Source organism: Pedobacter frigoris (assembly GCF_005116445.1).
Classification (GTDB): Bacteria; Bacteroidota; Bacteroidia; order Sphingobacteriales; family Sphingobacteriaceae; genus Pedobacter; species Pedobacter frigoris.
Genome location: NZ_SWBQ01000006.1, coordinates 1 through 24,222, shown reverse-complemented (window position 1 = coordinate 24,222; position 24,222 = coordinate 1). Strand labels below are relative to the sequence as shown.

Below are 24,222 nucleotides of genomic sequence, written 5' to 3'. Positions count from 1 at the left end.
TTATGAATATTCTGGTCATAGAAGATAAAAAACAATAGCGCTTGAAATGGTTACCTTTCTTGGAAAAGATTGTTATACTATTGATCAGGCATGGAAAAAATCTCTTACTAGATTTTGGTTATCTAAGCCGCCTGTATGTCAGCAGGCGGCTTTTTATTTAACAAGCATTCGGTTTTACATTTATAGCTTAACATTACAGTACCTGCGCAATTTTCTAATTCCATCGTCTTTAATCTGACGGACTCTTTCCTTACTGAGGTGTAAGATATGGGCAATTTCTATCAACGTAGTTTGCTGATTTCCATTAATACCGTAATAAAGATTTATAATTTGCTGCGTTCTGACAGGTAAAATCTTTAAACGCATGATTACTTCAGACGCGAAAGTGTTGTCACAAACCAAACAATCGGTGCTATCGCAGTTCTCGTCGGCTAAAATATCCAATAAAGTAATAACATCTTTTTCACCAATTGGCACATCCAGAGAGTATGTAAAGAAAGAGTTATTAATGTATTCATTAATTTTTTCTACTGTCAAATAAAGAGTATCAGCGATCTCATTATTTGTAGGTAACCGTTCAAATAGACTTTCGAAAATATCCCTGACTTTGTTGATTTGTGTAATCCAATGAATCTGGTTATTAGGCAGCCTGATTACTCTTCCGTTTTCCTGGATCAGACGTATTATAAATTGCCTGATCCACCAAACAGAATAACATATGAATTTAAATCCTCTGGTTTCATCGAAACGTTTTGCCGCTTCAATTAATCCCATATTTCCTGCATTAATCAGGTCATTCAATGTCATTCTATAATTCTGATAACTCTTTGCGATGGAAACCACAAAGCGAAGATTTGATTTGACAAGTTTTTCCAAAGCGGCCTGATCACCCTCCCTTATTTTTCGAACAAGAATTACCTCTTCTTCAGTGCTGATTAATGGAAATTTGCTGATCTCTGCTAAATATATATTTAACGAATTGGAGTCTCTATTGGTTATTGTCTTGTTGATTTTAATTTGTCTCATGCATTTTATGGTTTATAAATTAGAAATTTAAGTGGTTTTGCATCGAGATGCATGTCCGACTTAGACTTTGATATCTAATTTGTTGACCGCAAAATTCTATAAGAAAAAAGCTATTAACACATTTAAATTAAAATCGACAAGAATTATTGTTTTGAATGAGAATTGCCTAGTAGTAAGATAAAATTTCCCGTTTTTTGTCCGAAAAAGGAAATAAAGCGGCTGGTACTTCTGCTAGTGCAAAAGCATCGATAATATAAATAAAGCTTACAAATAAATTTAAAATAGGCCGGGACCTAAAGATGTAAATTCATATTAGGAAGGGAAGAATTTCTAACATTTAGAGTTGTCGGCAGAATAATCTGCTTGTGTCCTTGTTCTGATCGAGGGCTACTCAACCTACTAAGTAAGATTTGCATAATATGTTCTGCTATTTCTTCCAAAGGCTGAGCTATAGCAGTTATAGTTGGTGAAGAAAACTCTAACAATTCAAAATCATCAAAAGATACAACAGCCAAGTCTTCTGTAACTTTTAGTCCTAAGCGTTGAATAGCCCTTAATCCATCCATACACAAATAGTTAGTTGCAAATATAACTGCATCTAACTGCTTTTCCTTTTGCAGATAAACAGATATCTGTTCTATAGCATCTGCCGATTTTGAATAAGGTATTTTGATAACATTTGCATTTAATCCTCTCGCTGCAACTGCTTCTTCGTATCCCTCTAACCTGTCAAGCATTTGCTGTTCTATTGTATCGATAGTTACAAATCCTATATTTCTATACCCATTGCCTGCGAGATGTGCCGTTGCGTTGAATGTACTTTCCTGGTTATTGATAATTACATAATCCGTTTTTAATCCTGGAAAATACCGATCAAATAACACTACTGGCTTGCTACTTTTCGTTAAAGTTTGCACCTCATTTTCAAGCCCTTCCGGAAGCGCTATGATATAACCATCAACATGTCTGTCTTGAAAAATCTGCAACAATTCAATGGCTTTTTTCTTACTATTTCTCGTACTGCTGTATATTATTTTATATCCTTTTTGAGAGGCTTTTTCATCGATAAATCTAGCTATACCTGAAAAAAAGGGTTCAGAAATGTCGTCAACCAAGAAACCGATGATATTGGTTTTACCGGTACGAAAACTTTTAGCTAATGCATCAGGCTTATAGTCTAGCTCTTCTACAAGCTGCAATACTTTTTTGGTCAGTTCCTCACTAATTCTTTTCTCTTTAGCCTTTCCATTTACTACAAAAGAAACTGTACTGATAGAAATGCCAAGACGTTTAGCTATATCTTTTATTGAAACCTTTTTTTCCATTAAAATTTTTCCCTTTTGCAGTGCAATATAGCAAATCGAACTAAAATCATTGCTATTCGAGCAAATTCATTAAGAAAGCTGATGATTATTCTGATAATAGTATCAATTAACATTCAACTGGAAAAATTTTATTGAAGAAACCTCATATCAATTTGTAGCCTGTATGTTGGCAAGAATTAAGAGATTTCAACTAAAAACATTCGATCTCTTTACAACCGCTTCAAAATCAACAACATTTATAAAAAAAATCTTTTCTTTAAAAATATTAATTTCTATCTTTGCCGTCCCTAACGGGAAAAAGGAGATTTAATTTTAATGGCTAAAAAACAAGTAGCAGAAAAAGAACTAGAGGCTAAAACAGCCGAATTGCAAGGCGCAGATGCTCGCCTGGCAGAAAAAGAGACGATTGAGTCAGAAGCTGATTCAGTGTCTATCGAACAGATCAAGTCATCATTGGCTACACCAGATCAAGATTTTGACTGGGATGCAGATGACAAAGCTTTCGGTAATTACAGTGACGCAGACCGTAAAAAGTTTGAAGATATGTATACCGATACTTTCAATCAAATCACTCAAGGTGAAATCATCAGCGGTACTGTTGTTTCAATTAACAACAAAGACGTAGTATTGAACGTAGGATTTAAATCTGACGGTTTGGTATCTACTTCTGAATTCCGTGATACACCTGATTTGAAAGTTGGCGATAAAGTTGACGTTTTCGTGGAAGCTCCGGAAGACGCAAACGGCCAATTAATCTTATCTCGTAAAAGAGCTAAAACTCAAAGATCATGGGAAACCATCAATGAGGCCCTTGACAATGACAGAATCATCAACGGATTTGTTAAAAGCCGTACTAAAGGTGGTCTTATCGTTGACATCATGGGTGTTGAAGCTTTCTTACCTGGTTCTCAAATTGACATCAAACCTATCCGCGATTACGATGTATACGTGGGTAAAACAATGGAATTCAAAGTTGTTAAGATTAACCACGAATTTAAAAACGTAGTTGTATCTCATAAAATCTTGATCGAAGACGACTTGGAAAGCCAAAAAGTTGAAATCGTATCTAAACTTGAAAAAGGTCAGGTATTGGAAGGAACTGTTAAAAATATCACTGACTTCGGTGTATTCATCGATTTGGGTGGCGTTGACGGATTACTTCACATCACTGATATTTCTTGGGGCCGCATAGAGCATCCAAAAGAAGTACTGAGCTTAGATGAGAAAATCAATGTGGTTGTTCTTGACTTCGATGACGAGAAAAAACGTATTGCTTTAGGCTTAAAACAATTGACCCCACATCCTTGGGAATCTTTGGATACTAACTTAGCTGTTGGATCTAAAGTAAAAGGTAAAATTGTTACTGTAGCTGACTACGGTGCTTTCTTAGAAATCATCCCTGGTGTTGAAGGTTTGATCCACGTTTCAGAAATGTCATGGTCACAAAACTTACGCAGCCCACAAGAATTCTTGAAAGTTAGCGACGAAATCGAAGCTGAAGTTTTAACTTTAGATAGAGACGAGCGCAAAATGAGCTTAGGTATTAAACAATTGACTCAAGATCCTTGGCAAAATGTTGCTGAAAGATATCCAATTGGAAGTAAACATACTGCTGTAGTTAAAAACATGACTAACTTCGGTGTATTTGTTGAAATTGAAGAAGGCATCGACGGATTGATTCACATTTCTGATCTTTCATGGTCTAAGAAAGTTAACCACCCTAACGAATTCACTAAAGTTGGTGATACATTAGACGTAGTTGTTCTTGAATTAGATGTTGAAAGCCGCAAATTGAGCTTAGGTCACAAACAACTAGAAGAAAACCCTTGGGATACTTTTGAGACTATCTTTACAGTAGATTCAATTCACCAGGGAACAGTTGTTAAAGTAACTGATAAAGGTGCTGTTATTGCTTTACCTTATGGTGTAGAAGGTTTCGTACCGACTAAACATATGGCTAAAGAAGATGGCGGAACTATTAAAGCTGAAGAAACTAATGATTTCAAAATCATTGAGTTTAACAAAGATGCTAAACGTATCGTTGTTTCTCATGCCCGTATCTGGGAAGAGGCTAAAGCTGAAGCTGTTGCTGAAGAAAGAGCTACTAAGAAAAAAGAAGCTAAAGCATCTAGCAATGCAGTGAAAAAAGTTAAAGATTCAGTTGAAAAATCTACATTAGGTGATTTAGGTGTGCTTGCGCAGTTGAAACAACAAATGGAAGGTGAAGAAAACAAGGCTAAGAAATAGTCTGTAATCTTTAAAACTTACATATTAAAAGCCCCTCAAAATTGAGGGGTTTTTTTGTTTCACTCCCTTTATACTTATATACTTACGTTTATTACTTTTGAAAAGCTAACCCACCTTGATCTGCGATGAAGAAAACAATCTTTTTACTTTTATTTTTAATGGTCTCTATAAGAATTTCTGCTCAGGATATTCACATTATCCCTCAACCGGCTTATGTCGAAAAGAAATCAAAATCTTTTGTCATCAATAAAGACACTAAAATTGTATTAAAAGACAGCACTTTGCTAAAATCAGCCAACAACTTAAATGAATATTTAAGTAAATACTTTCAAATAAAACTTTCTATAACAAATAAAGAAATTTCAAAGAACTGTATCAACTTAGCGCTGAACACAAGAAGCAGCGAGTTTGACGATGCCTATCTGTTAGCATCATCAGAAGATAATATCTCAATTGTTGGAACATCTGGGCCTGGCGTTTTTTATGGAATACAGAGCTTAATCCAACTATTGCCTAATAACAACACCAATTTTCCGATCCAAATACCTGGTGTATCTATCATAGACCATCCGCGTTTTGCCTACCGTGGGATGCATTTAGATGTAAGCCGGCATTTTTTTGACATCACTTTTATTAAGAAATACATTGATTATTTGGCGCTACATAAGTTAAATTACTTCCACTGGCACCTCACCGATGATCATGGCTGGCGTATTGAGATTAAAAAGCACCCTAAGTTGACAAGTATTGGTGCCTGGCGTAACGGAACGATTATCGGTCTTTATCCGGGCACGGGAAATGATGGCTTGCGATATGGCGGCTATTATACGCAAGATGACGTAAAGGAAGTGATAAGATATGCGGCTCAACATTACATTACCGTGATTCCGGAGATTGAGATGCCTGGACATAGCATGAGCGTTTTAGCGGCATATCCTGAATTGGGGACTACTCCAGGTAAGAACTATCAGGTTGCACAAACCTGGGGCATTTTCAACAAGTTCAACAATGTGTTACAACCTACCGAAAAGACCTTTAAGTTTCTTGAGGAAGTACTTACTGAAGTGATGGACTTATTTCCCTCTCCTTATATTCACATAGGTGGTGACGAATGTTCAAAAATCTGGTGGAAGCAATCGGCTGTTTCCCAGCAGCTCATTAAACAAAAGGCATTGAAAGATGAAAGTGGTTTGCAGAGTTACCTGATCCACAGGATAGAGCAGTTCGTAAACCTTAAAGGTAAAACTATAATCGGTTGGGATGAAATATTAGACGGAGGGCTGGCACCCAACGCAATTGTTATGAGCTGGCGCGGAGAGAAAGGGGGCATCGCTGCAGCTAAGCAAAAGCATAAGGTGATCATGACACCTGAAAACTTCATGTACTTCAACCATTCGCAATTTCTTAAGGACGATTCACTTACTGCGGCCAGATATCTACCATTAAAAAATGTATACGATTACGAACCAGTTCCTGCAATATTAACCGTTCAGGAAAGCACATACATTTGGGGAGCCCAGGGTAATTTGTGGTCCGAATACATTACCAATCCAGCTAAAGCAGAATATATGTTATTTCCAAGGCTGTCCGCCTTAAGTGAAGTGCTTTGGACTCCCAAAAACAAAAAAGATTATCTGGATTTTCAGAAACGGCTAAAGGTTAAATTTCAATGGTACGACCTTATGAGAATCAATTACAGCAAAAAATATCTTCAAATTAATTAATCCTTATCAACAAAACACTATAAACAAAGCAGATATCAACTAAACTGATAAAATCCCACTTACTGAGTTTGGGGTTACAACTTTTTGGCTATATTTGTGCAATTATTAAGTCAATGCAAAAGAGAACCCTGCTAGACGGTCAAAAATTCCAGATCACAATTAAGAGACTTTGTCATCAATTAATTGAGAACCACATCGATTTTTCGAATACTGTTTTAATCGGCATCCAACCAAGAGGAAGCTATTTCGCTGACCGGGTACAACAAGAACTTTCGTCTATCCTTAAAAAAGCTAACATCAAAAAAGGAAATTTGGACATTACCTTTTTTAGGGATGACTTCAGGAGAAAAGACGGAATTGTTTCTGCAAACAGCAACACTATAGACTTCATCATAGAAGGCAAAAACGTGATCCTTATAGATGATGTCTTATGGACGGGAAGGACGATCAGAGCAGCCATGGATGCTTTATTAGCATATGGGAGACCCGCCAAAGTAGAACTTATGGTTCTGATTGACAGGCGTTTTTCAAGACAACTACCTATAGAACCAGACTATATTGGTCAGCAGGTAGACAGCTTAAACTCTCAACAAGTGAGAGTAAGCTGGAAAGAAACAGAAGGAGAAGACAAAGTTATCTTAATATCAGAAAGCAATAAATAATATGGCAGTAGAAAAATTATCAACCCGACATCTTTTAGGTATCAAAGATATTAACCGAAATGATATTGAATTGATTTTTGAAACTGCTGATAATTTTAAAGATGTAATCAACCGTCCGATAAAAAAGGTACCATCTTTACGAGATATCACCATTGCAAATATTTTCTTCGAAAATTCTACACGCACAAAACTGTCATTTGAACTGGCAGAAAAAAGGCTGTCTGCTGATGTTGTCAATTTTGCGGCTTCATCATCTTCTGTAAGTAAAGGTGAAACTTTAATAGATACCGTTAATAATATACTTGCGATGAAAGTAGATATGGTGGTAATGAGACATCCATATGCTGGAGCAGGTCAGTTTTTGAGCAAGCACATCAAAGCACAGATCGTAAATGCCGGCGACGGTGCACATGAACACCCTACTCAAGCCCTGTTAGATGCTTTTTCAATTCGTCAGAAACTTGGAGATGTGGCTGGTAAAAAGGTGGTTATTGTTGGTGATATCTTGCATTCAAGAGTAGCAATATCAAACATTCTTTGTTTACAAAAACTTGGTGCAGAAGTGATGGTATGTGGCCCTACCACCCTGATCCCTAAATACATTGAAGGATTAGGCGTAAAGATAGAGCATGACCTGATCAAGGCATTAAACTGGTGTGATGTTGCCAATATGCTGCGTATACAGCTGGAAAGACAAGACATTAAGTACTTTCCCTCTTTAAGAGAATATGCAATGATGTACGGCCTAAATAAGCAAATCCTCGACAACCTGAATAAAGAGATTATCGTCATGCATCCAGGCCCCATTAACCGTGGTGTGGAGATCACAAGTGACGTTGCGGACAGCAAACAGTCGATCATTTTGGAACAGGTAGAAAACGGTGTAGCAATAAGAATGGCTGTATTATATCTGCTTGCTTCACAAAGAGATTAACTTCTTAGCCGCAGTTACATACCAATTCCTTTTTCTTTTCGTTAAACCTGTGTTATCAACACATGTTAATTTCTTGTGTTAATAAGACGTAATACTATTTTTATATTAGTAGCAACCATATTTGAAATCAGATGCAAAAAAAATACTTTTTTATACCGCTGTTATTGGCAGGTGGCTTCACCACTAGTTATGCGCAGTCAAGTACATTAGTTAATTTAAATAAAAATTACCAAACGGGTTTAGAACTGTTAGACAATGAAAAATTTGTAGCAGCAGCACAACAGTTTAAATTGGTTGAACAAATTAGGCAAAAGCCTGGCACACAACAGGAAAGTAATGCTGAACTATCATTAATTAAAGAGAATGCAAAATTCTATGCTGCTGTCTGCGCCCTTGAACTGGGCAATAGCGATGCCGAAAGCTTGTTTCAGGACTTCATCAGAGATTATCCCCTAAATCCGAATACAAAGCTGGCTTATTTTCACGTTGGAAAATCATATTTTGCACAAAAGAACTATACAAAAGCATTAGAATGGTTTGAAAAAACAGATCCATCTACCCTGTCAGGAAAACAACGCTTAGAGTATCAGTTTAAACAGGGTTATGCTTATTTCACAAAGAATGACAATGAAAAAGCTGAACCATTGTTTGAAGCTGTAAAGAAAGAGAAATCTCCATTTCAGGAAAGTGCAACCTACTATTTTGCCTATATTAATTATCTAAACAAGGAGTATAAAACCGCACTAAGTAATTTTGAAAAACTAAAAGGCTCTCCTACCTATGAAGCCAGCTACCCTTATTACATCACTTCCATGTATTATCTGGATGAGCGCTATGATGATGTGATAAATTATGCCACTCCTATACTGAAAAACTCAAAGCAACAATATGAAGCAGAAATGCTAAGCCTTATCGCTGCTTCATATTTTGCAAAATCCGATTACATCAATGCGGAAAAATATTTTAAAGAGTTTTATGCTGCAGATAAATCGGCAAACAAGAATAATCTGTTTATTTACCAATATGGGTATTCTTTATTTGAATTAAAAAAATACACTGAATCTGTTAGTGTACTGGAAAAGCTAAATTCTGATGATATCTATTTGCAAAGTGGTATGTACACGCTTGGCCGGTCATTCATTCAACTAAAGAATAAAGAAAAAGCGAGAAGTGCATTCTTCAGGGCATCAAGACTAGACTTCGATAAGGTCATTCAGGAGGAATCATGGATAAATTACGCACGCTTGAGCTATGAACTGGAGTTTAATCAGCAAGCGCTTGAAGCCACTCAAAACTTCTTAAAGCAGTTTCCTAGTTCACGAAAAGCAAATGATGCAAAAACCTTATTGGGAGAAATCCTGCTAACAAGTAAAAACTATCAGGCTGCCATTGATATCCTTGAACCAATACCGAACAAATCACCTGAGGCGAAGGAGGCTTACCAAAAGGTAACCTATTTCAGGGGGCTAGAGTTTTATAATGAACGGGCATTTCCCAATGCACTTTCTATGTTCCTTCGCTCGGAGAAATTCCCTCAGGACGAGGAAATCCTTGCACTAAGCACTTATTGGAAAGCTGAAGCTTCATATGAACTCAGAAAATTCGGTGAAGCAGTTAAGAACTTTGAGCTTTTCCTTGATATGCCCGGTGCTGATAAAACAGGAGTATACAACTTTGCAAATTACGCATTGGCATATGCTGCTTTTGAAGACGAACGCTATGGAAAAGCAGCGACTTATTTTGAGCGCTTTTTAAGAGGGGATGATAAAGATCAGAAAACAGTTAATGATGCCATCATCAGACTTGCTGACTCGTACTTTGTAAATAAGAGTTATGGTAATGCTCTTGTAAATTACAACAAAATCATCAGCAGCAAAGCTACCGGTGAAGACTATGCATTATTCCAACGTGGAATGATTCAGGGACTGGAGAATCAGAATGATGCGAAAATTGCTACCATGCAAAATTTATTGAAGCAGTTTCCAGGTTCTAATTATGCAGATGATGCAGGATTCGAGACAGCCTATACCTATTTTAACAAAGGTGATAATGATAAATCTAAATCTGATTTGATCTCATTGGTCAGCCAATATCCAAATAGCAGCTACGTGCCTCGTGCATTAGTTACCATCGGATTGGTTCAATATAATCAGGATATGGATGATGACGCTCTTGAATCATTTAAAAAAGTAATCAGAGATTATCCAAGTAGCGAAGAAGCTAAACAAGCTTTGGAGTCTATTAAAAATATATACCTTGACAGAGGCGACTCAGAAGGTTTCATGGCTTATGCAGGAACAACTCCACTTGGCAACTACTCAACTGCCGAGCAAGACAATATCGTGTTTCAAGCTGCGAACAATCGATATTTAAAGGGTGACGCAAAAGGAGCGTTTGAGGCTATAAATGCGTATTTTGATAAATTCCCTAAAGCAATCCATGATAAAGAAGCGAAATTTATAAGAGCGGAGTCTCTGGTCAAGTTAGGTCGCCCTATCGAAGCCGTACCTGATTACGAATATATTCTTAACGACTGGACAAGCGATTATACAGAGCGTTCATTGGTAAGTATCTCTAAACTTTTCTTAGACCAGAAAAAGTATAATGAAGCTATTGTATATCTAAAAAGGTTAGAGACCACAGCAGATTATAAAGTACATTATACTTATGCGCTTAACAACCTGTTAAAGGCTTATGACGCGTTAAATATGCCTGATGACATCCTTAAGTATGTTCAACTGATTAAGGAATCAGAAAAATCTTCTGAGGAGGAAAAAAACAGTTCGGATCTGTATGCAGGTAAAGCTTACTTATTAAAAGCAGATACTACTCTTGCGGTAAAAGCATTCAATACAGTAGTGACTAAGACCAAGACTTTGGCAGCGGCCGAAGCTAAATACAATGTAGCTGCTGTACAGTATGCCAAAGGAGATTATAAGACCTCAACAAAAACTTGTTTTGATCTGATCAACAATATGCCTTCTTATGATTATTGGGTAGCTAAATCATTCATATTATTAGCCGACAACTATGTGGCCCTAAAAGACAATTTACAAGCAAAAAGTACACTTCTAAGTTTGATAGACAACTATGAAGGCAATGATGATATTGTTGCAACTGCCAAGGCCAAACTAGAAAAAATTAAATAAGACTAAGAGACATGAGATTTAATAAACTAATATATAGTACCCTCTTCTTTATTACGGCAGGAACTTTAAGCGTAAAAGCCCAGGATCCGAAAACAGGTGAAAAGAAAGTAGAAGAAAAGGCAGTTACAGAAGAGATTGAAGTAGTGAGACCTTATAAACCAGTTCTTGCAGAAGCAGTAAAATTGCGTAGAAGTCCCGACTTAAATGATGTAAAGACCTACAAAGCAAAGTTTGGTTATAATCTTACAGATAGAAAGCTGGAATTAAACTCTGACATCAATAAATTACAGGCACAAGAAGTTGCGGCTGAAAGAGAAGCGGAATTGATCAACAACTATGTTAAAGGTGCTTTTGGCTCTGCCAGGACTATATTGGGCGAGGCGTATGTAAACATAGGAAACGATCCGGCCCTTCAGGCAGGCGCATATTTTCAGCATTTCGGACAATCAGGAAAATTGAATAAACAACAATCTGATCAGCAAAAGATAAGTGTATTTGGAAGAAGCATCGGTGAAGTGAACACCATGAGTGGTAGAGTTAACTTCCAGAGAAACGGATTGTTCTTCTATGGAATTGATAAAGCCAGTCCTTCCTTGAACCCTAACCCTCAAAAGCAGGTATTGAACTTTTTTGAAGCAGAAGGTGAAATTGTAAATAAGTATACTGAAGATCCAGACGCTTTAAGTTACGCGGCTAAGTTAAACGGGTACGTTTGGAGTGATAAATATAGCGCAAAGGAAAATTCTATCGTGTTAAACGGCTATTTAAACAAACGTATCAGTAAATTTAATCTAGGTCTCGCTGCTTCAGCCGAATTCGGGAGCAGTAAAGATTCAATCGCCAAAGTTGGCAATAACCTGTTAAAACTAAATCCTTACATCAGATTACAGGCCAGTGGTGTAAAAATTACAGCAGGAATCAATTTCGTTCAGGAATTTGGAGATGTCTCTTCAAGCAGAATATTCCCGGCGGTAACTGCAGATTTCACATTAATACCTGATTATTTACAAATATTTGGAGAAGTAAAAGGCGACGTCACAAGAAATTCCTTAAAATTATTTACCGATGAAAATCCTTTCCTGAACAGTAATATAGGTATAAGGAACACCATCGAAAAATTGAGTATAAGCGGAGGTATCAAAGGCACAGGAGGGCCTGGATTTGGATATAAAGCAAGGGTCTATCATAAAAGAATTGAAGACATGCCTTTATTTGTAAATAACTTTGGCAGCTTTAATAAATTCGATGTTATTTATGACTTTGGCACCATGAAGCTCGTAGGGTTAGAAGGTGAGTTATCGGTACAGGTAAGCGACGAATTAAAATGGACGGGGAAGTTGAATTTTGAAGATTACAAACCTGCTGCTGAAACACAAAGCTGGTTTAAACCTCAGATGCGTATAAGTTCTAATTTAAGTTATATAATAAATAAAAAAGTAACTTTAGAGGCATCGGTGGCAATCCAAGACGACAGTAAAGCCAAAATTTATACTGCAGCTCCTGCCAATCCATACCTTATTCCAGATCCTGCGAATGAAAAAGTAGTTACAGTTAGAGGTTTTGTTGACCTTGGTGCTGGCGTAAGTTATAAGATCAACAATAAGTTTTCTGCATTTGCCAGAGCCAATAATTTATTGAATACTTCATATAGCAGATACCTGCATTATGAAACAATTGGAATGAATATATTTGGAGGAATCAGTTATTCATTCTAACGGCTTTTTAATTAATAATTGGTTGATACGGAATTAAAATTTATTTTTACCAGAATGGAGATCTTATCATACCTTACTGAGCTTGTAAAAACCCGTAAAGAAGTAGGGATTCCCGGTATAGGGACTTTTTATAAAAAAAAATCTCCCGGAAGATATGATGCTGATACGCATTCGTTTCTTCCTCCGAGTTATGCTCTTGATTTTACTCTTGAGTTAAGGGAACATGAATCTCTGGCCAATTATGTTTCAATGCAAGAGAACATTTCTTTTGAATCGGCTAGCTACTACATAGACCAGTTTTCAGAGGCCATACAAAAGCAATTGTCGGAACAGAAAAATGCTGATTTTGGTAACATAGGCAAGCTATCTATCATTGACAATCATTTGGTTTTTGATGCTAAAGGCGAATCAAATATCGGATTTGAATCCTATGGCCTACCAAGTATTAAAGAGGAGGCGAATGAATCTTTGACTGATCATCAAACTACTGATGAAATACCACAGGTTACTGAAGAGCAGCTAATCCTTGAAGACCACAACGCTGATCTTAGTGATGGCTCCGGAAACTTTGATGAATCACATCATGAAGAGAAGGATATTGACGAGCAGGAAACATATGAAGAGATTTCAGAGATTAAACCTGAGGTCCAACCTGTACCAACACCGTCGGCCTTAATTGAAACACCTGAAGGATTAGAAGACACTGAAGAGGAAAGTAAAAAGCCTTTCTATACAACCTCTGCTGATCCTGGCAGTGTCTGGACGTTTAATCAAAACCCGATATTAAATCCTAAAAAGGAAACTGTTACCGAAGAACCTGCTGAAAATAATGATGCTAAGCCAACGTCTTATTTAAAAATAATTCTTGCTATTGCAGGACTTATTTTGCTGGCATTGATTGCGGTCTATTTCATTAAACCGGATGTCTTCAAAGGAATGACAGAAAACAAACTGGATCACTCAATTGATTCCATACCAAATAAAAAGATAGAAGAATTAGAAAAAGATTCGTTGGCATCTGCTGACAGTCTCAAAAAAATAATTTCCCCTACCGATACATTAAAAGATTCTGTAAAAGTAATTTCAGCTCCAATAGATACAGCAATATCTTATGAGATTATAGCTGCTTCTCTTCTGAACAAAAAAGAGGCAGATAGGTTTTTACAGGATATGAAAAGAAAAGGAATTCCAGCTAAAGTTGCTAATATGCCAGGAAAGAGAGTTAAGATCAGCATAGGTACTTTTACAGATGAAGTGGCTGCTAAAAATGAACTTGAGAGACTAAAAGAAACAACAAAAATTCCTGGAATTTATATTTATCCAATTAAACACACACACAAACCATAATTAAATATGATCGCATTATTACAAGGTGCCACTGATACCGCAAACCAACTTGTTGACACTGCTAACAACTTAACACAAGCCGTTACTACCGCACCTCCCGAACTTCACTTTATTGACCTGTTATTTAAAGGTGGATGGGTTATGCTTCCACTTGCTTTCTTAGCCTTCCTAGGTCTGGTAATTTTTGTTGAAAGATACCTGACCATAAGAAAAGCATCGAAAACTGAATCTAATCTGATGCTTCAAATCAAGCAATACATACATGACGGCCGTCTGGAAAATGCAATTGCTTTATGCCGAAATAACAATTCTCCTTTAGCAAGAATGCTTGAAAAAGGCCTAAAACGTATTGGTAGACCAATAAAAGATATAGAAGCTGCTATTGAAAATAATGGTAAGCTTGAAGTCTCTAAACTTGAGAAGAATATTGGAGTCCTTGGTATTATTGCAGGTATTGCACCGATGCTTGGTTTCGTAGGTACAATTATAGGAGTTATTACCATCTTTCATGATGTATCCATAAAAGGTGCTATAGAAATTGGAACAATTTCAGGTGGTCTTTATACAAAAATGATTACTTCCGCTACCGGTCTAATCATTGGTATTATAGCCTATGTATTGTACCACATTTTAAATATGATGGTTGAAAGAATCATCTTAAGAATGGAAACTGATGCCATTGAGTTTATTGATCTATTAGAGGAGCCAGGAAAATAATGAATCTACGCAAAAGAAATAAAGGAACGGTAGAGGTACATACTTCAGCATTGAATGACATTATGTTCTTCCTGCTTTTGTTTTTCTTACTGGCATCCGCAGTAGTTAATCCGAAGGTAGTTAAATTATTATTGCCCCGTTCAGAATCAGGTCAACAATCTAATGCTCAAAAAACCGTTACAGTATCTATAGACGATAAGTTAAATTATTTTGTAGACAAACAACCCACTACTCTTGAAAATCTTCAGACTGCAATTGAGACTTATCAAAAGGCCGCTCCGGATCTGACAATTGTGCTTTATGTAGCCAGAGGTGTTTCAATTGAAAATACAATGCTTGTATTTGATGTGGCCAACAAATTGAAATTAAAAGTTGTTTTAGCTGTAGAACCGAAGAAATAATGACCTACCCTAAAGAAGAAAACAATTATCCGAAGGCACTGGCAATCTCTACCGGTATCATGGCTCTGTTGCTTGCTTTGAGTTTTTTCATTGTTATCGGAAGCTTTGAGCCCGTAGAAGAAGCAGGTATGGGTGGGATTGTAGTCAACTACGGTACTTCCGTTGAAGGAATGGGCACAGATTATACTAGTATTGAAGAACCTTCTGCAGATCCTAATGCAAACAACAGACCTCCGGATAAGGTAGTTCCTACTGAACCTACCAAACAAACTCCGTCCGTACAAACGAGTGATAAAGAAATTGTAACTCAAAACTCTGAGGATGCCGTAAGTGTCAATACAAAAAACACCAATAAAAACTCGACACCGGCAGCAAATACAGAAAACAAGCCCGCAAAACCTGTTATCAACCAGAATGCTTTGTATAAGGGCAAAGCGAACAAAGGAACAGGTGGTGGTGATGGTACCGGAACAACTCCAGGTAACCAAGGAGATAAAGATGGTGATCCTTTATCGAATAACTATGGTGAAGGTGGCTCAGGTTTCGGTGAAACCCCGATTGCTTTGCGAAAGTTCACCAACCTGGTAACTCCTCAGGATGACGGACAAAAAACAGGTAAAATTGCTGTGCGAATAAAGATTAACAAAAGCGGAATTGTAATAGATGCTACCCCTGGTGTAAAAGGAACAACATTAAACGACAGGGAGCTTTGGCAAAAATGTAAAGACGCTGTGATGGGCGCACGCCTCACTCAATCCGAATCAGCACCTGATGTGCAAATTGGTGTGGTTGTTTTCAATTTTAAAGTTAAATAATCCATAAGCTTTGATAATTTTGCCTTGCTAAGTCACGGTAATGAACTATACACAAACTCTTGATTATTTATACAGTAAGCTACCCATGTTTACTCGTGTTGGTGTTTCGGCCTTTAAAAAGGATCTGCATAACACCATCGCTATGTGCGAGAAACTGGGTAATCCTCAAAATCAATTCAAAAGCCTGCATGTGGGAGGCACCAATGGTAAAGGCTCTACTTCCCACATGCTCGCAGCTGTTCTCCAAAAAGCAGGTTATAAAACAGGCTTATATACCTCACCCCATTTAAAAGATTTTAGAGAACGGATCAGGATCAACGGTGAAATGGTTTCAGAGGATTTCGTCACCAGCTTTGTTGATCAACAACAGGAAATCATTGAAGAAATAAGCCCTTCTTTCTTTGAGGTGACAGTAGCGATGGCTTTCTCTCATTTTGCAAAAGAAAAAGTAGATATTGCGATAATTGAAGTAGGGTTAGGTGGACGCTTAGACTCCACAAATATCATTACTCCCGAACTGTCTGTCATCACAAACATCAGCCTGGACCATACCAATATATTGGGAAATACTTATGCTGAAATAGCGACTGAGAAAGCCGGCATCATAAAGCCTGGGGTTCCGGTAGTGATCGGAGAAAGAGATCGAAAAACAGATCAGATATTCATTGATAAAGCTGCGCAAACCCACAGTGAAATTACATTTGCTGACCAGGAGTTATCTCTCACCAAATCAGTTAAAGAAACCGAGTTTTTAAATGTATCTATTGCCGACAACAAAAAGCCTATTATTGAAGAGCTAAAATTGGATCTGAACGGAACCTATCAGCTAAAGAATATTTTAACCGTTATAAAATCCATACAAATATTAAGATCCAGAGGTTATAAGATAGATGACGAGGCAATTTATAGTGCTTTAAAAGATGTAAAACAGCTGACAGGATTACAAGGCAGGTGGCAAACATTGGGAACATCGCCTTTGATCATTTGTGATACAGGACACAACATCGCCGGAATTACAGAAGTAATTCAGAATATTAATAATACCCCGTTTCAAAACCTTCATATCGTAATTGGAATGGTAAAAGATAAGGATATCAGTGGTGTACTTAAGCTGCTCCCAAAGCGTGCCAGTTATTACTTTTGCCAGCCTCAACTGGAGAGAGCATTATCAGCTGCTGAACTAGCCGATGAAGCCCTTAAATACGACCTAAGAGGAGAAATATTCAGCACAGTAGCCCAAGCTTTAACTCAGGCGCAAACAAATGCAAATAATGACGACCTTATTTTTATTGGTGGAAGTACTTTTGTTGTAGCCGAAGTGCTATAAAATCTTTACACTTTAGTAATTTGTACTTAGTATTGAATTACTACCTTTAAAATCTTAACACATAATAGAATAGATGAAAAAATTTTACTTGTTGCTTACTGCCCTTGCCTTTATCAGCAGTATTTCAATCGCTCAAAAGAAAACGACCAAAGCTATTGAGTCAAAACAACCTTCAACTGATGTAAAAAGACCAAAAATCGTAATTGGAATGGTCATTGATCAAATGAGATGGGATTATTTATACCGTTTTAGTAATAGATATTCCAATGGAGGCTTTAAACGACTGGTGAAAGAAGGTTTTTCTGCGGAAAATACATTTATACCTTACACTCCTACCTACACAGCCTGCGGACACGCGAGTATATATACCGGATCTGTACCTGCTATTAACGGGATTATTGGAAACGACTGGTATGATTCCCAACTAAAACGCAGTGTTTATTGTGCCGAAGATACATCTGTAAGGACAGTAGGAAGTAATACAAGAGCTGGTTTGATGTCACCAAAAAACATGCTATCCTCTACCATCACAGACGAGCTGAGATTGGCTACAAACTTCAAAAGCAAGGTAATAGGCATTTCACTTAAAGACCGGGGTTCCATTTTGCCTGCTGGACATACAGCAAATGCGGCATATTGGTTCGACGGACAAAGCGGGAACTGGATTACAAGTACCTATTATACAGAAAAACTCCCGGCATGGGTGGAGAACTATAACAATCTTAAAATGGTTGATAAATTTCTTGAGAAAAACTGGAACACTTTATATCCTATTGAGACTTATAGCTTAAGTACAGCTGACGACAGATCTTATGAAGGAAAATCCAGAGGTGAGCAAGCGCCTGTATTTCCTCATCCGTTTAAATTATATGCAGGTAAGAACTACGAGATGATCAAAAGTATGCCTTATGGAAATACCATGACTCTGGACCTGGCCAAGCTTGCCATTACTTCTGAGAAACTAGGGGAAAGTGGTACTACTGATTTCCTTGCTGTAAGCTGCTCATCTACCGACTACGTAGGTCACCAATACGGCCCTAATTCTATAGAGATCGAAGATACCTATCTTAGATTAGATAAGGACCTTGAAGACTTCTTTAATTTCCTCGACAATAAATACGGGAAAGGCAACTATCTCTTCTTTATCTCGGCAGATCATGGTGCGGCTCATGCTCCGGGATTCCTGGAAGAGAACAAACTCCCTGGCGGTACATTTGGTGATTCACAAATAATTAAAAAACTAAACACGCTGTTTGAGTCCAAATACAATATTAAAAAAACCATTGTGACCTCCACCAATAGCCAGATCGTATTCAATCATGAAGCCATTGAAGAAGCTAAGGCAGATTATGACGCCATTAAAAGAACAACTATTGCTGAATTTAGAAAATTACCTCATGTTGCGGATGCATTCGACCTGAGTAAACTCTCTGAAGCTACCCTAGTAGAATCTTTGAAAAAATCAATCACCAATGGCTACAACGCACGCAGAAGTGGTGATATATATATTCTTCTCAGGCCAGCTGTTATTGAAGGATCTAAAACCGGAACAACACACGGTAGCGGCTATCCATATGATTCTCATATCCCATGTGTTTTTATGGGTTGGAATGTAAAGCCAGGCAAAACAAATAAAACACATTATATGACTGACATTGCTGCAACGATAGCTGCGATGCTCCATATCCAAATGCCGAGCGGATGTATAGGAGAACCTATTACAGAGCTAACACACCAGTTTTAATAAACAGATCTGTGAAAAAGGCCACTCAATCAACTCTGAGTGGCCTTTTTATTTGCAGGGAGGAGTTTATATGCCTTAGTGTATTTTGCTTCTGTCAAAATAACCTCTCAAGGTTACTTTTTACTTAACTTTACCTACCGAATATAAAGCCTTCTATGGAAAACATTGAAATCTATAAACCCAAGCATAAAATACGTTTTGTAACTGCTGCAGCACTCTTTGATGGTCATGACGCAACTATTAATATCATGCGTCGTATTCTTCAATCTTCCGGCGCTGAGGTCATACACTTAGGTCATAATCGCTCTGTAGATGAGGTCGTCAACTGTGCCATTCAGGAGGATGTACAGGGTATTGCAATGACTTCCTACCAGGGCGGACATATCGAATACTTCAAATACATGTACGATCTCTTACAGGAGCGCGGTGCAACTCACATCAAAATATTTGGAGGAGGCGGAGGAGTAATCCTACCCTCTGAAATTGCCGAATTGCAGGATTATGGGATAACAAGAATTTATTCTCCTGATGACGGTAGAAAAATGGGGCTCCAGGGGATGATTAACAATATGCTTGAGCAAACTGATTTTATCACAACAAAATCCTTGAAAGGCGAACTCAAAACCATACCTCAGAAAAATATAAAAAGTATTGCATCAGCAATAACAGTTGCAGAAAATGATCCCGAAGCCGCTCAGTCTTTTGTAGATGAGCTCAAAGCACTTTCTGTCAACAATAATGCTCCGGTTCTCGGCATCACAGGCACAGGAGGTTCCGGAAAATCTTCTTTAGTTGATGAACTGGTTAGACGTTTCTTGATCGAAGTTAAGGACAAAACACTGGCAATCATATCAGTAGACCCCTCCAAACGTAAGACAGGTGGAGCACTGCTTGGCGACAGAATCCGAATGAATGCCATCAACAATCCCCGGATCTATATGCGTTCACTTGCTACCAGGCAGGCCAACCTTGCACTTTCGAAGAATGTACAGGAAAGTATCGACATCTGCAAAGCTGCCGGTTACGACCTAATCATTGTGGAGACATCAGGAATAGGTCAGTCAGACACTGAAATTACTGAACATTGCGACGTTTCTTTATATGTGATGACACCTGAGTTTGGTGCTGCCACCCAACTGGAAAAAATAGACATGCTCGACTTTGCAGATCTCGTAGCCATCAATAAGTTCGATAAGCGAGGCGCATTAGACGCTTTACGTGATGTTCGTAAGCAATACAAGCGAAATCACAACCTCTTTGATGCCAAAGATGAAGCCATACCGGTTTATGGAACCATGGCTTCTCAATTTAATGATCCCGGCATGAACGGTTTGTTTACCTCTCTAATGCATACCATCAAAGAGAAAACAGGGGTCGACTTCAAGCCTCAAATGGAGCTAATCGCAGGAACATCAGAGAAAATTTATATCATTCCACCTGACCGTACGCGTTATCTTGCTGAAATTGCAGAAGCCAGCCAGACTTATGACGAATGGGTAAATAAACAAAGTAGCATTGCACGCAAACTATACCAGCTTCAAGGTGTAATAAGCTTATCTAAGGATGAAAAAATCATCAGTGACATCGATAGTGGACAACATCTTTCTGATACTCTTCAAGATGTCTATACACATCTGGAAGAACAATTGGATGGTGAATGTAAACGCTTACTCCGACAGTGGCCTGACACCAAATTAAAGTACAAGCAAGAGTTTTTTGTATATAAAGTACGCGATAAGGAAATCAAACAGCCCTTATTTTACGAATCCTTGTCCAAACTACAAATACCTAAAGTATCCTTGCCTCGTTATGAAGATTGGGGAGATATTCTCAGATGGTTACTTACTGAAAACGTACCAGGTGAATTTCCTTATGCAGCAGGTGTGTTTCCATTAAAGCGTGACGGGGAGGATCCTACACGTATGTTTGCTGGTGAAGGTGGCCCGGAAAGAACAAATAAAAGATTCCATTACGTGTCACTTGGCCAACCTGCACACCGCTTATCTACAGCGTTTGATTCCGTAACTTTATATGGTGAAGATCCGCATATCAGACCTGATATCTATGGTAAAATAGGTAATTCGGGAGTAAGTATCGCTACACTTGATGACGCTAAAAAGCTATATTCTGGTTTTGACCTATGTGCCGCATCTACTTCGGTATCGATGACAATAAATGGCCCCGCTCCTATGCTGCTTGGCTTTTTTATGAATGCAGCTATTGATCAGCAGTGTGAAAAATACATCATAGAAAACAAATTAGAGAAAGAGGTAACCGCGAAAATCGATGCAATATATAAAGCAAAAGGAATCATCAAACCGAGCTATAATGGCACTTTGCCTGAAGGAAATAATGGCTTAGGGTTGATGCTATTGGGTGTAACAGGAGATGAAGTATTACCTGCTGACATTTATAGCAAAATCAAAGCCTACGCAATCAGTACAGTGAGAGGTACGGTTCAGGCCGATATCCTGAAAGAAGACCAGGCACAAAATACCTGCATTTTCTCAACCGAATTCGCACTAAGAATGATGGGCGACATTCAAAATTACTTCATCACCGAAAAAGTACATAATTTCTACTCTGTTTCCATTTCCGGATATCATATTGCAGAGGCCGGTGCCAATCCAATTTCACAACTTGCATTTACTTTAAGCAACGGCTTTACCTTTGTAGAATATTATCTGAGCAGGGGGATGAATATAGATGATTTTGCACCAAATCTATCCTTCTTCTTCTCCAACGGAATCGATCCTGAGTATTCTGTAATTGGTCGTGTAGCCCGGAGAATTTGGGCAAAAGCGATTAAAAACAAATACAAAGGTAACGACAGGTCACAAAAACTGAAATATCATATTCAAACTTCCGGACGTTCATTACACGCCCAGGAGATAGATTTCAATGATATCCGTACTACACTACAAGCGCTTTACGCCATGTACGACAATTGCAACTCCCTTCATACCAATGCATATGATGAGGCGATTACAACGCCTACTGAAGAATCTGTGCGTCGGGCAATGGCTATACAACTAATTATAAACCGTGAGCTGGGACTTGCTAAAAATGAAAACCCCTTGCAGGGCGCATTTATCATAGAAGACCTTACAGATTTGGTAGAAGAAGCTGTCCTCTCAGAATTTAAGCGTATCAATGACCGTGGTGGTGTACTTGGCGCAATGGAAACCATGTATCAAAGAGGAAAAATACAAGAAGAAAGTCTCTATTATGAAACCCTGAAACATACCGGAGAATATCCTATTGTTGGTGTTAACACTTTCCTAAATAAAAATGGATCACCCACCATAGTACCCGGCGAAGTGATCAGAGCAACTGAAGATGAAAAGCAATATCAAATAAGCGCGTTAAAAGCATTTCAGGAACGCAATGCAGACCATACTGCTGAAGTACTCAGAACCCTGCAAAAAACAGCGGTAGCTGGAGGAAACATATTCTCAGAGTTGATGGAGGTATGTAAGATTTGTTCACTAGGTCAAATTTCCAATGCGTTATACGAGGTAGGCGGACAGTATAGACGAAACATGTAAAGGACGACTATTCGTTCATAAACAAAGAAGCCTGAATAATAATTATTCAGGCTTCTTTGTTTTATTTAGTTCTAAGTACTAAGCATGAATCCAGCTAAACTTATATTCCATAGTTGGATTTTTCATACGCTCAGCAACGCGCAATAACCTTGCAGGCAAAGCCATGATATAATCACGGGCCTTTTCACCAGCATCATTAAGGTCGCGCATACCTTCCAGTTTCCACTCTTCGATCAACTGTTGCATGATCTCTACATAATCAATAGCTGTATACACACCGAGGCGTTGAGCTGCATCTGTAAAGTGACCGAAAGTCTGACCTATTTTCATTCCCATTTCACGAAGGAAGTGAGCAGGCATTACGATTTTCTGACGCATCATATCCTCAAAAGCAATCATCGCTTCATTAGGATCAACCTCAAAAATTTTACTCATAAAGTCCTTATAAGCCTTAGCATGTCTTGCCTCATCTGAAGCGATCACACCACACATTTTAGACAATAAAGTATCGCCGTCTTTCTTTGCCAGAGAGGCTACCCTTCTGTGAGAAATATTTGTAGCTAACTCTTGAAAACTTGTATAAATAAAGTTCCTGTAAGGATCGTGACCTGTACCAATATCGAATCCATCAGCAATTAAATACTGAGTTGAAATTTCCATCTGGCGCATGTCTACCCTGCCTGAAAGATATAAGTACTTATTTAACAAATCGCCATGTCTATTCTCTTCTGCAGTCCAATGACGATTCCATCTCATCCAACCACCATCTTCATTACGGCTTACACCATCTACCATGGCCAACCATGATTCATAAGTTGGCAAAGCTTCTTCTGTAATGGTGTCACCAATTAATACTGCTACCAAATCATAAGAAAGATCATTGGCATTCTCACGTAATATTTTTATATCCTGAAAAAAAGTTTCGCTTGTTGAATCAGGCAAAAAATCAGATGGCTGCCAATTTGTATCAATTGGTTTTAGGTATGTATGCATCATTTCAAGCATATACTTCTCTATGTGCACCATTACTTCCCCTCTTTTCTCTGCGAAAAAACTCATTCGTTTTATATTTAATAATCCAGTTCAAATATAACCAAAAAATATGGCATAGTATTGATGTGAGGAGTAATTTATTTAGAGTAGCCAAACTTCTATACCATGAAAAGGCAAAACCCAGGGCATGTGTATACCGGAGAAAAATAAAGATGGGGTTATTCAATCAAAGTTCTCTGCCTAGCAGCGGATTTACAAATGAGAAAAGATTATAAACAAGAAAAGCCTGTAGTTTTAGCTACAGGCTTTCTTTAAGATTTGGCACCGACCTACTCTCCCACGTGTTACCGCAGTACCATCGGCTCTGGTGGGCTTAACTTCTCTGTTCGGAATGGGAAGAGGTGGACACCACCGATATAGGCACCTAAATATTTTTAATGTTATTTAGTTGTATATCTCTGTATCGCTTTGCAGCAGTACAGGCTTTATATTTCAACATATAACAATGACATATTATTGAAAGAAGTTAAGTTAGGAAGAACAAACAA

16 protein-coding genes and 1 rRNA gene are annotated in these 24,222 nt (G+C 37.9%); 13 read left to right on the top strand and 4 right to left on the bottom strand.

Annotated features, from left to right (window positions below; all coding sequences use genetic code 11):
* Positions 1-180: 180 nt before the first annotated feature.
* Together FA047_RS18005 and FA047_RS18000 are read right to left on the bottom strand one after the other, a co-directional pair.
* Complete coding sequence (locus FA047_RS18005) at positions 181-1,026, bottom strand: sigma-70 family RNA polymerase sigma factor (RefSeq protein WP_136837490.1); 846 nt, start codon at positions 1,024-1,026, stop codon at positions 181-183.
* A gap of 293 nt (positions 1,027-1,319) precedes the next feature.
* Positions 1,320-2,351: a LacI family DNA-binding transcriptional regulator gene (locus FA047_RS18000; protein WP_136837489.1), complete on the bottom strand. Its 1,032-nt coding sequence runs from the start codon at positions 2,349-2,351 to the stop codon at positions 1,320-1,322.
* 315 nt (positions 2,352-2,666) lie between these two features.
* On the opposite strand from FA047_RS18000, the gene rpsA reads away from it, so the two are divergent.
* From rpsA to FA047_RS17935, 13 genes are all read left to right on the top strand, one after another.
* Positions 2,667-4,598, top strand: a complete 1,932-nt coding sequence (gene rpsA / locus FA047_RS17995; RefSeq protein WP_136837488.1) for a 30S ribosomal protein S1 — start codon at positions 2,667-2,669, stop codon at positions 4,596-4,598.
* A gap of 125 nt (positions 4,599-4,723) precedes the next feature.
* Positions 4,724-6,322, top strand: a complete 1,599-nt coding sequence (locus FA047_RS17990) for a beta-N-acetylhexosaminidase (protein WP_136837487.1) — start codon at positions 4,724-4,726, stop codon at positions 6,320-6,322.
* 113 nt (positions 6,323-6,435) lie between these two features.
* A complete protein-coding gene (gene pyrR, locus FA047_RS17985; protein WP_136837486.1) occupies positions 6,436-6,984 on the top strand; it encodes a bifunctional pyr operon transcriptional regulator/uracil phosphoribosyltransferase PyrR in 549 nt (182 codons plus the stop codon).
* Between the two features lies 1 nt (position 6,985).
* Positions 6,986-7,918: an aspartate carbamoyltransferase catalytic subunit gene (locus FA047_RS17980; protein WP_136837485.1), complete on the top strand. Its 933-nt coding sequence runs from the start codon at positions 6,986-6,988 to the stop codon at positions 7,916-7,918.
* 131 nt (positions 7,919-8,049) lie between these two features.
* On the top strand, positions 8,050-11,067 hold the full coding sequence (locus tag FA047_RS17975) for a tetratricopeptide repeat protein (RefSeq protein WP_136837484.1): 3,018 nt from the start codon (positions 8,050-8,052) through the stop codon (positions 11,065-11,067).
* Between the two features lie 11 nt (positions 11,068-11,078).
* Entirely contained in the window at positions 11,079-12,782 is a 1,704-nt protein-coding gene (locus FA047_RS17970) for a TonB-dependent receptor (RefSeq protein WP_136837483.1), read from the top strand.
* Between the two features lie 54 nt (positions 12,783-12,836).
* A complete protein-coding gene (locus FA047_RS17965) occupies positions 12,837-14,129 on the top strand; it encodes an HU domain-containing protein (RefSeq protein ID WP_136837482.1) in 1,293 nt (430 codons plus the stop codon).
* A gap of 6 nt (positions 14,130-14,135) precedes the next feature.
* Positions 14,136-14,846, top strand: coding sequence for a MotA/TolQ/ExbB proton channel family protein (locus tag FA047_RS17960; RefSeq protein WP_136837481.1), 711 nt, complete (start codon positions 14,136-14,138; stop codon positions 14,844-14,846).
* Positions 14,846-15,247: an ExbD/TolR family protein gene (locus tag FA047_RS17955; protein WP_136837480.1), complete on the top strand. Its 402-nt coding sequence runs from the start codon at positions 14,846-14,848 to the stop codon at positions 15,245-15,247. The genes FA047_RS17960 and FA047_RS17955 overlap by 1 nt, the downstream gene beginning before the upstream one ends.
* Complete coding sequence (locus tag FA047_RS17950; RefSeq protein WP_136837479.1) at positions 15,247-16,062, top strand: energy transducer TonB; 816 nt, start codon at positions 15,247-15,249, stop codon at positions 16,060-16,062. The genes FA047_RS17955 and FA047_RS17950 overlap by 1 nt, the downstream gene beginning before the upstream one ends.
* Before the next feature lie 40 nt (positions 16,063-16,102).
* Positions 16,103-17,389, top strand: a complete 1,287-nt coding sequence (locus FA047_RS17945) for a bifunctional folylpolyglutamate synthase/dihydrofolate synthase (RefSeq protein ID WP_136837478.1) — start codon at positions 16,103-16,105, stop codon at positions 17,387-17,389.
* Between the two features lie 73 nt (positions 17,390-17,462).
* A complete protein-coding gene (gene pafA, locus FA047_RS17940) occupies positions 17,463-19,133 on the top strand; it encodes an alkaline phosphatase PafA (RefSeq protein ID WP_136837477.1) in 1,671 nt (556 codons plus the stop codon).
* A gap of 155 nt (positions 19,134-19,288) precedes the next feature.
* Entirely contained in the window at positions 19,289-22,681 is a 3,393-nt protein-coding gene (locus FA047_RS17935; protein ID WP_136837476.1) for a methylmalonyl-CoA mutase family protein, read from the top strand.
* A gap of 78 nt (positions 22,682-22,759) precedes the next feature.
* Here the strand turns inward: FA047_RS17935 and FA047_RS17930 are convergent, their stop codons facing one another.
* Together FA047_RS17930 and rrf are read right to left on the bottom strand one after the other, a co-directional pair.
* The gene (locus FA047_RS17930; RefSeq protein WP_136837475.1) at positions 22,760-23,740 is read right to left on the bottom strand and encodes an acyl-ACP desaturase; all 981 of its coding nucleotides are present in this window, start codon (positions 23,738-23,740) and stop codon (positions 22,760-22,762) included.
* A gap of 250 nt (positions 23,741-23,990) precedes the next feature.
* Positions 23,991-24,102 (bottom strand): 5S ribosomal RNA (rrf, locus tag FA047_RS17925).
* Between the last annotated feature and the right edge of the window lie 120 nt (positions 24,103-24,222).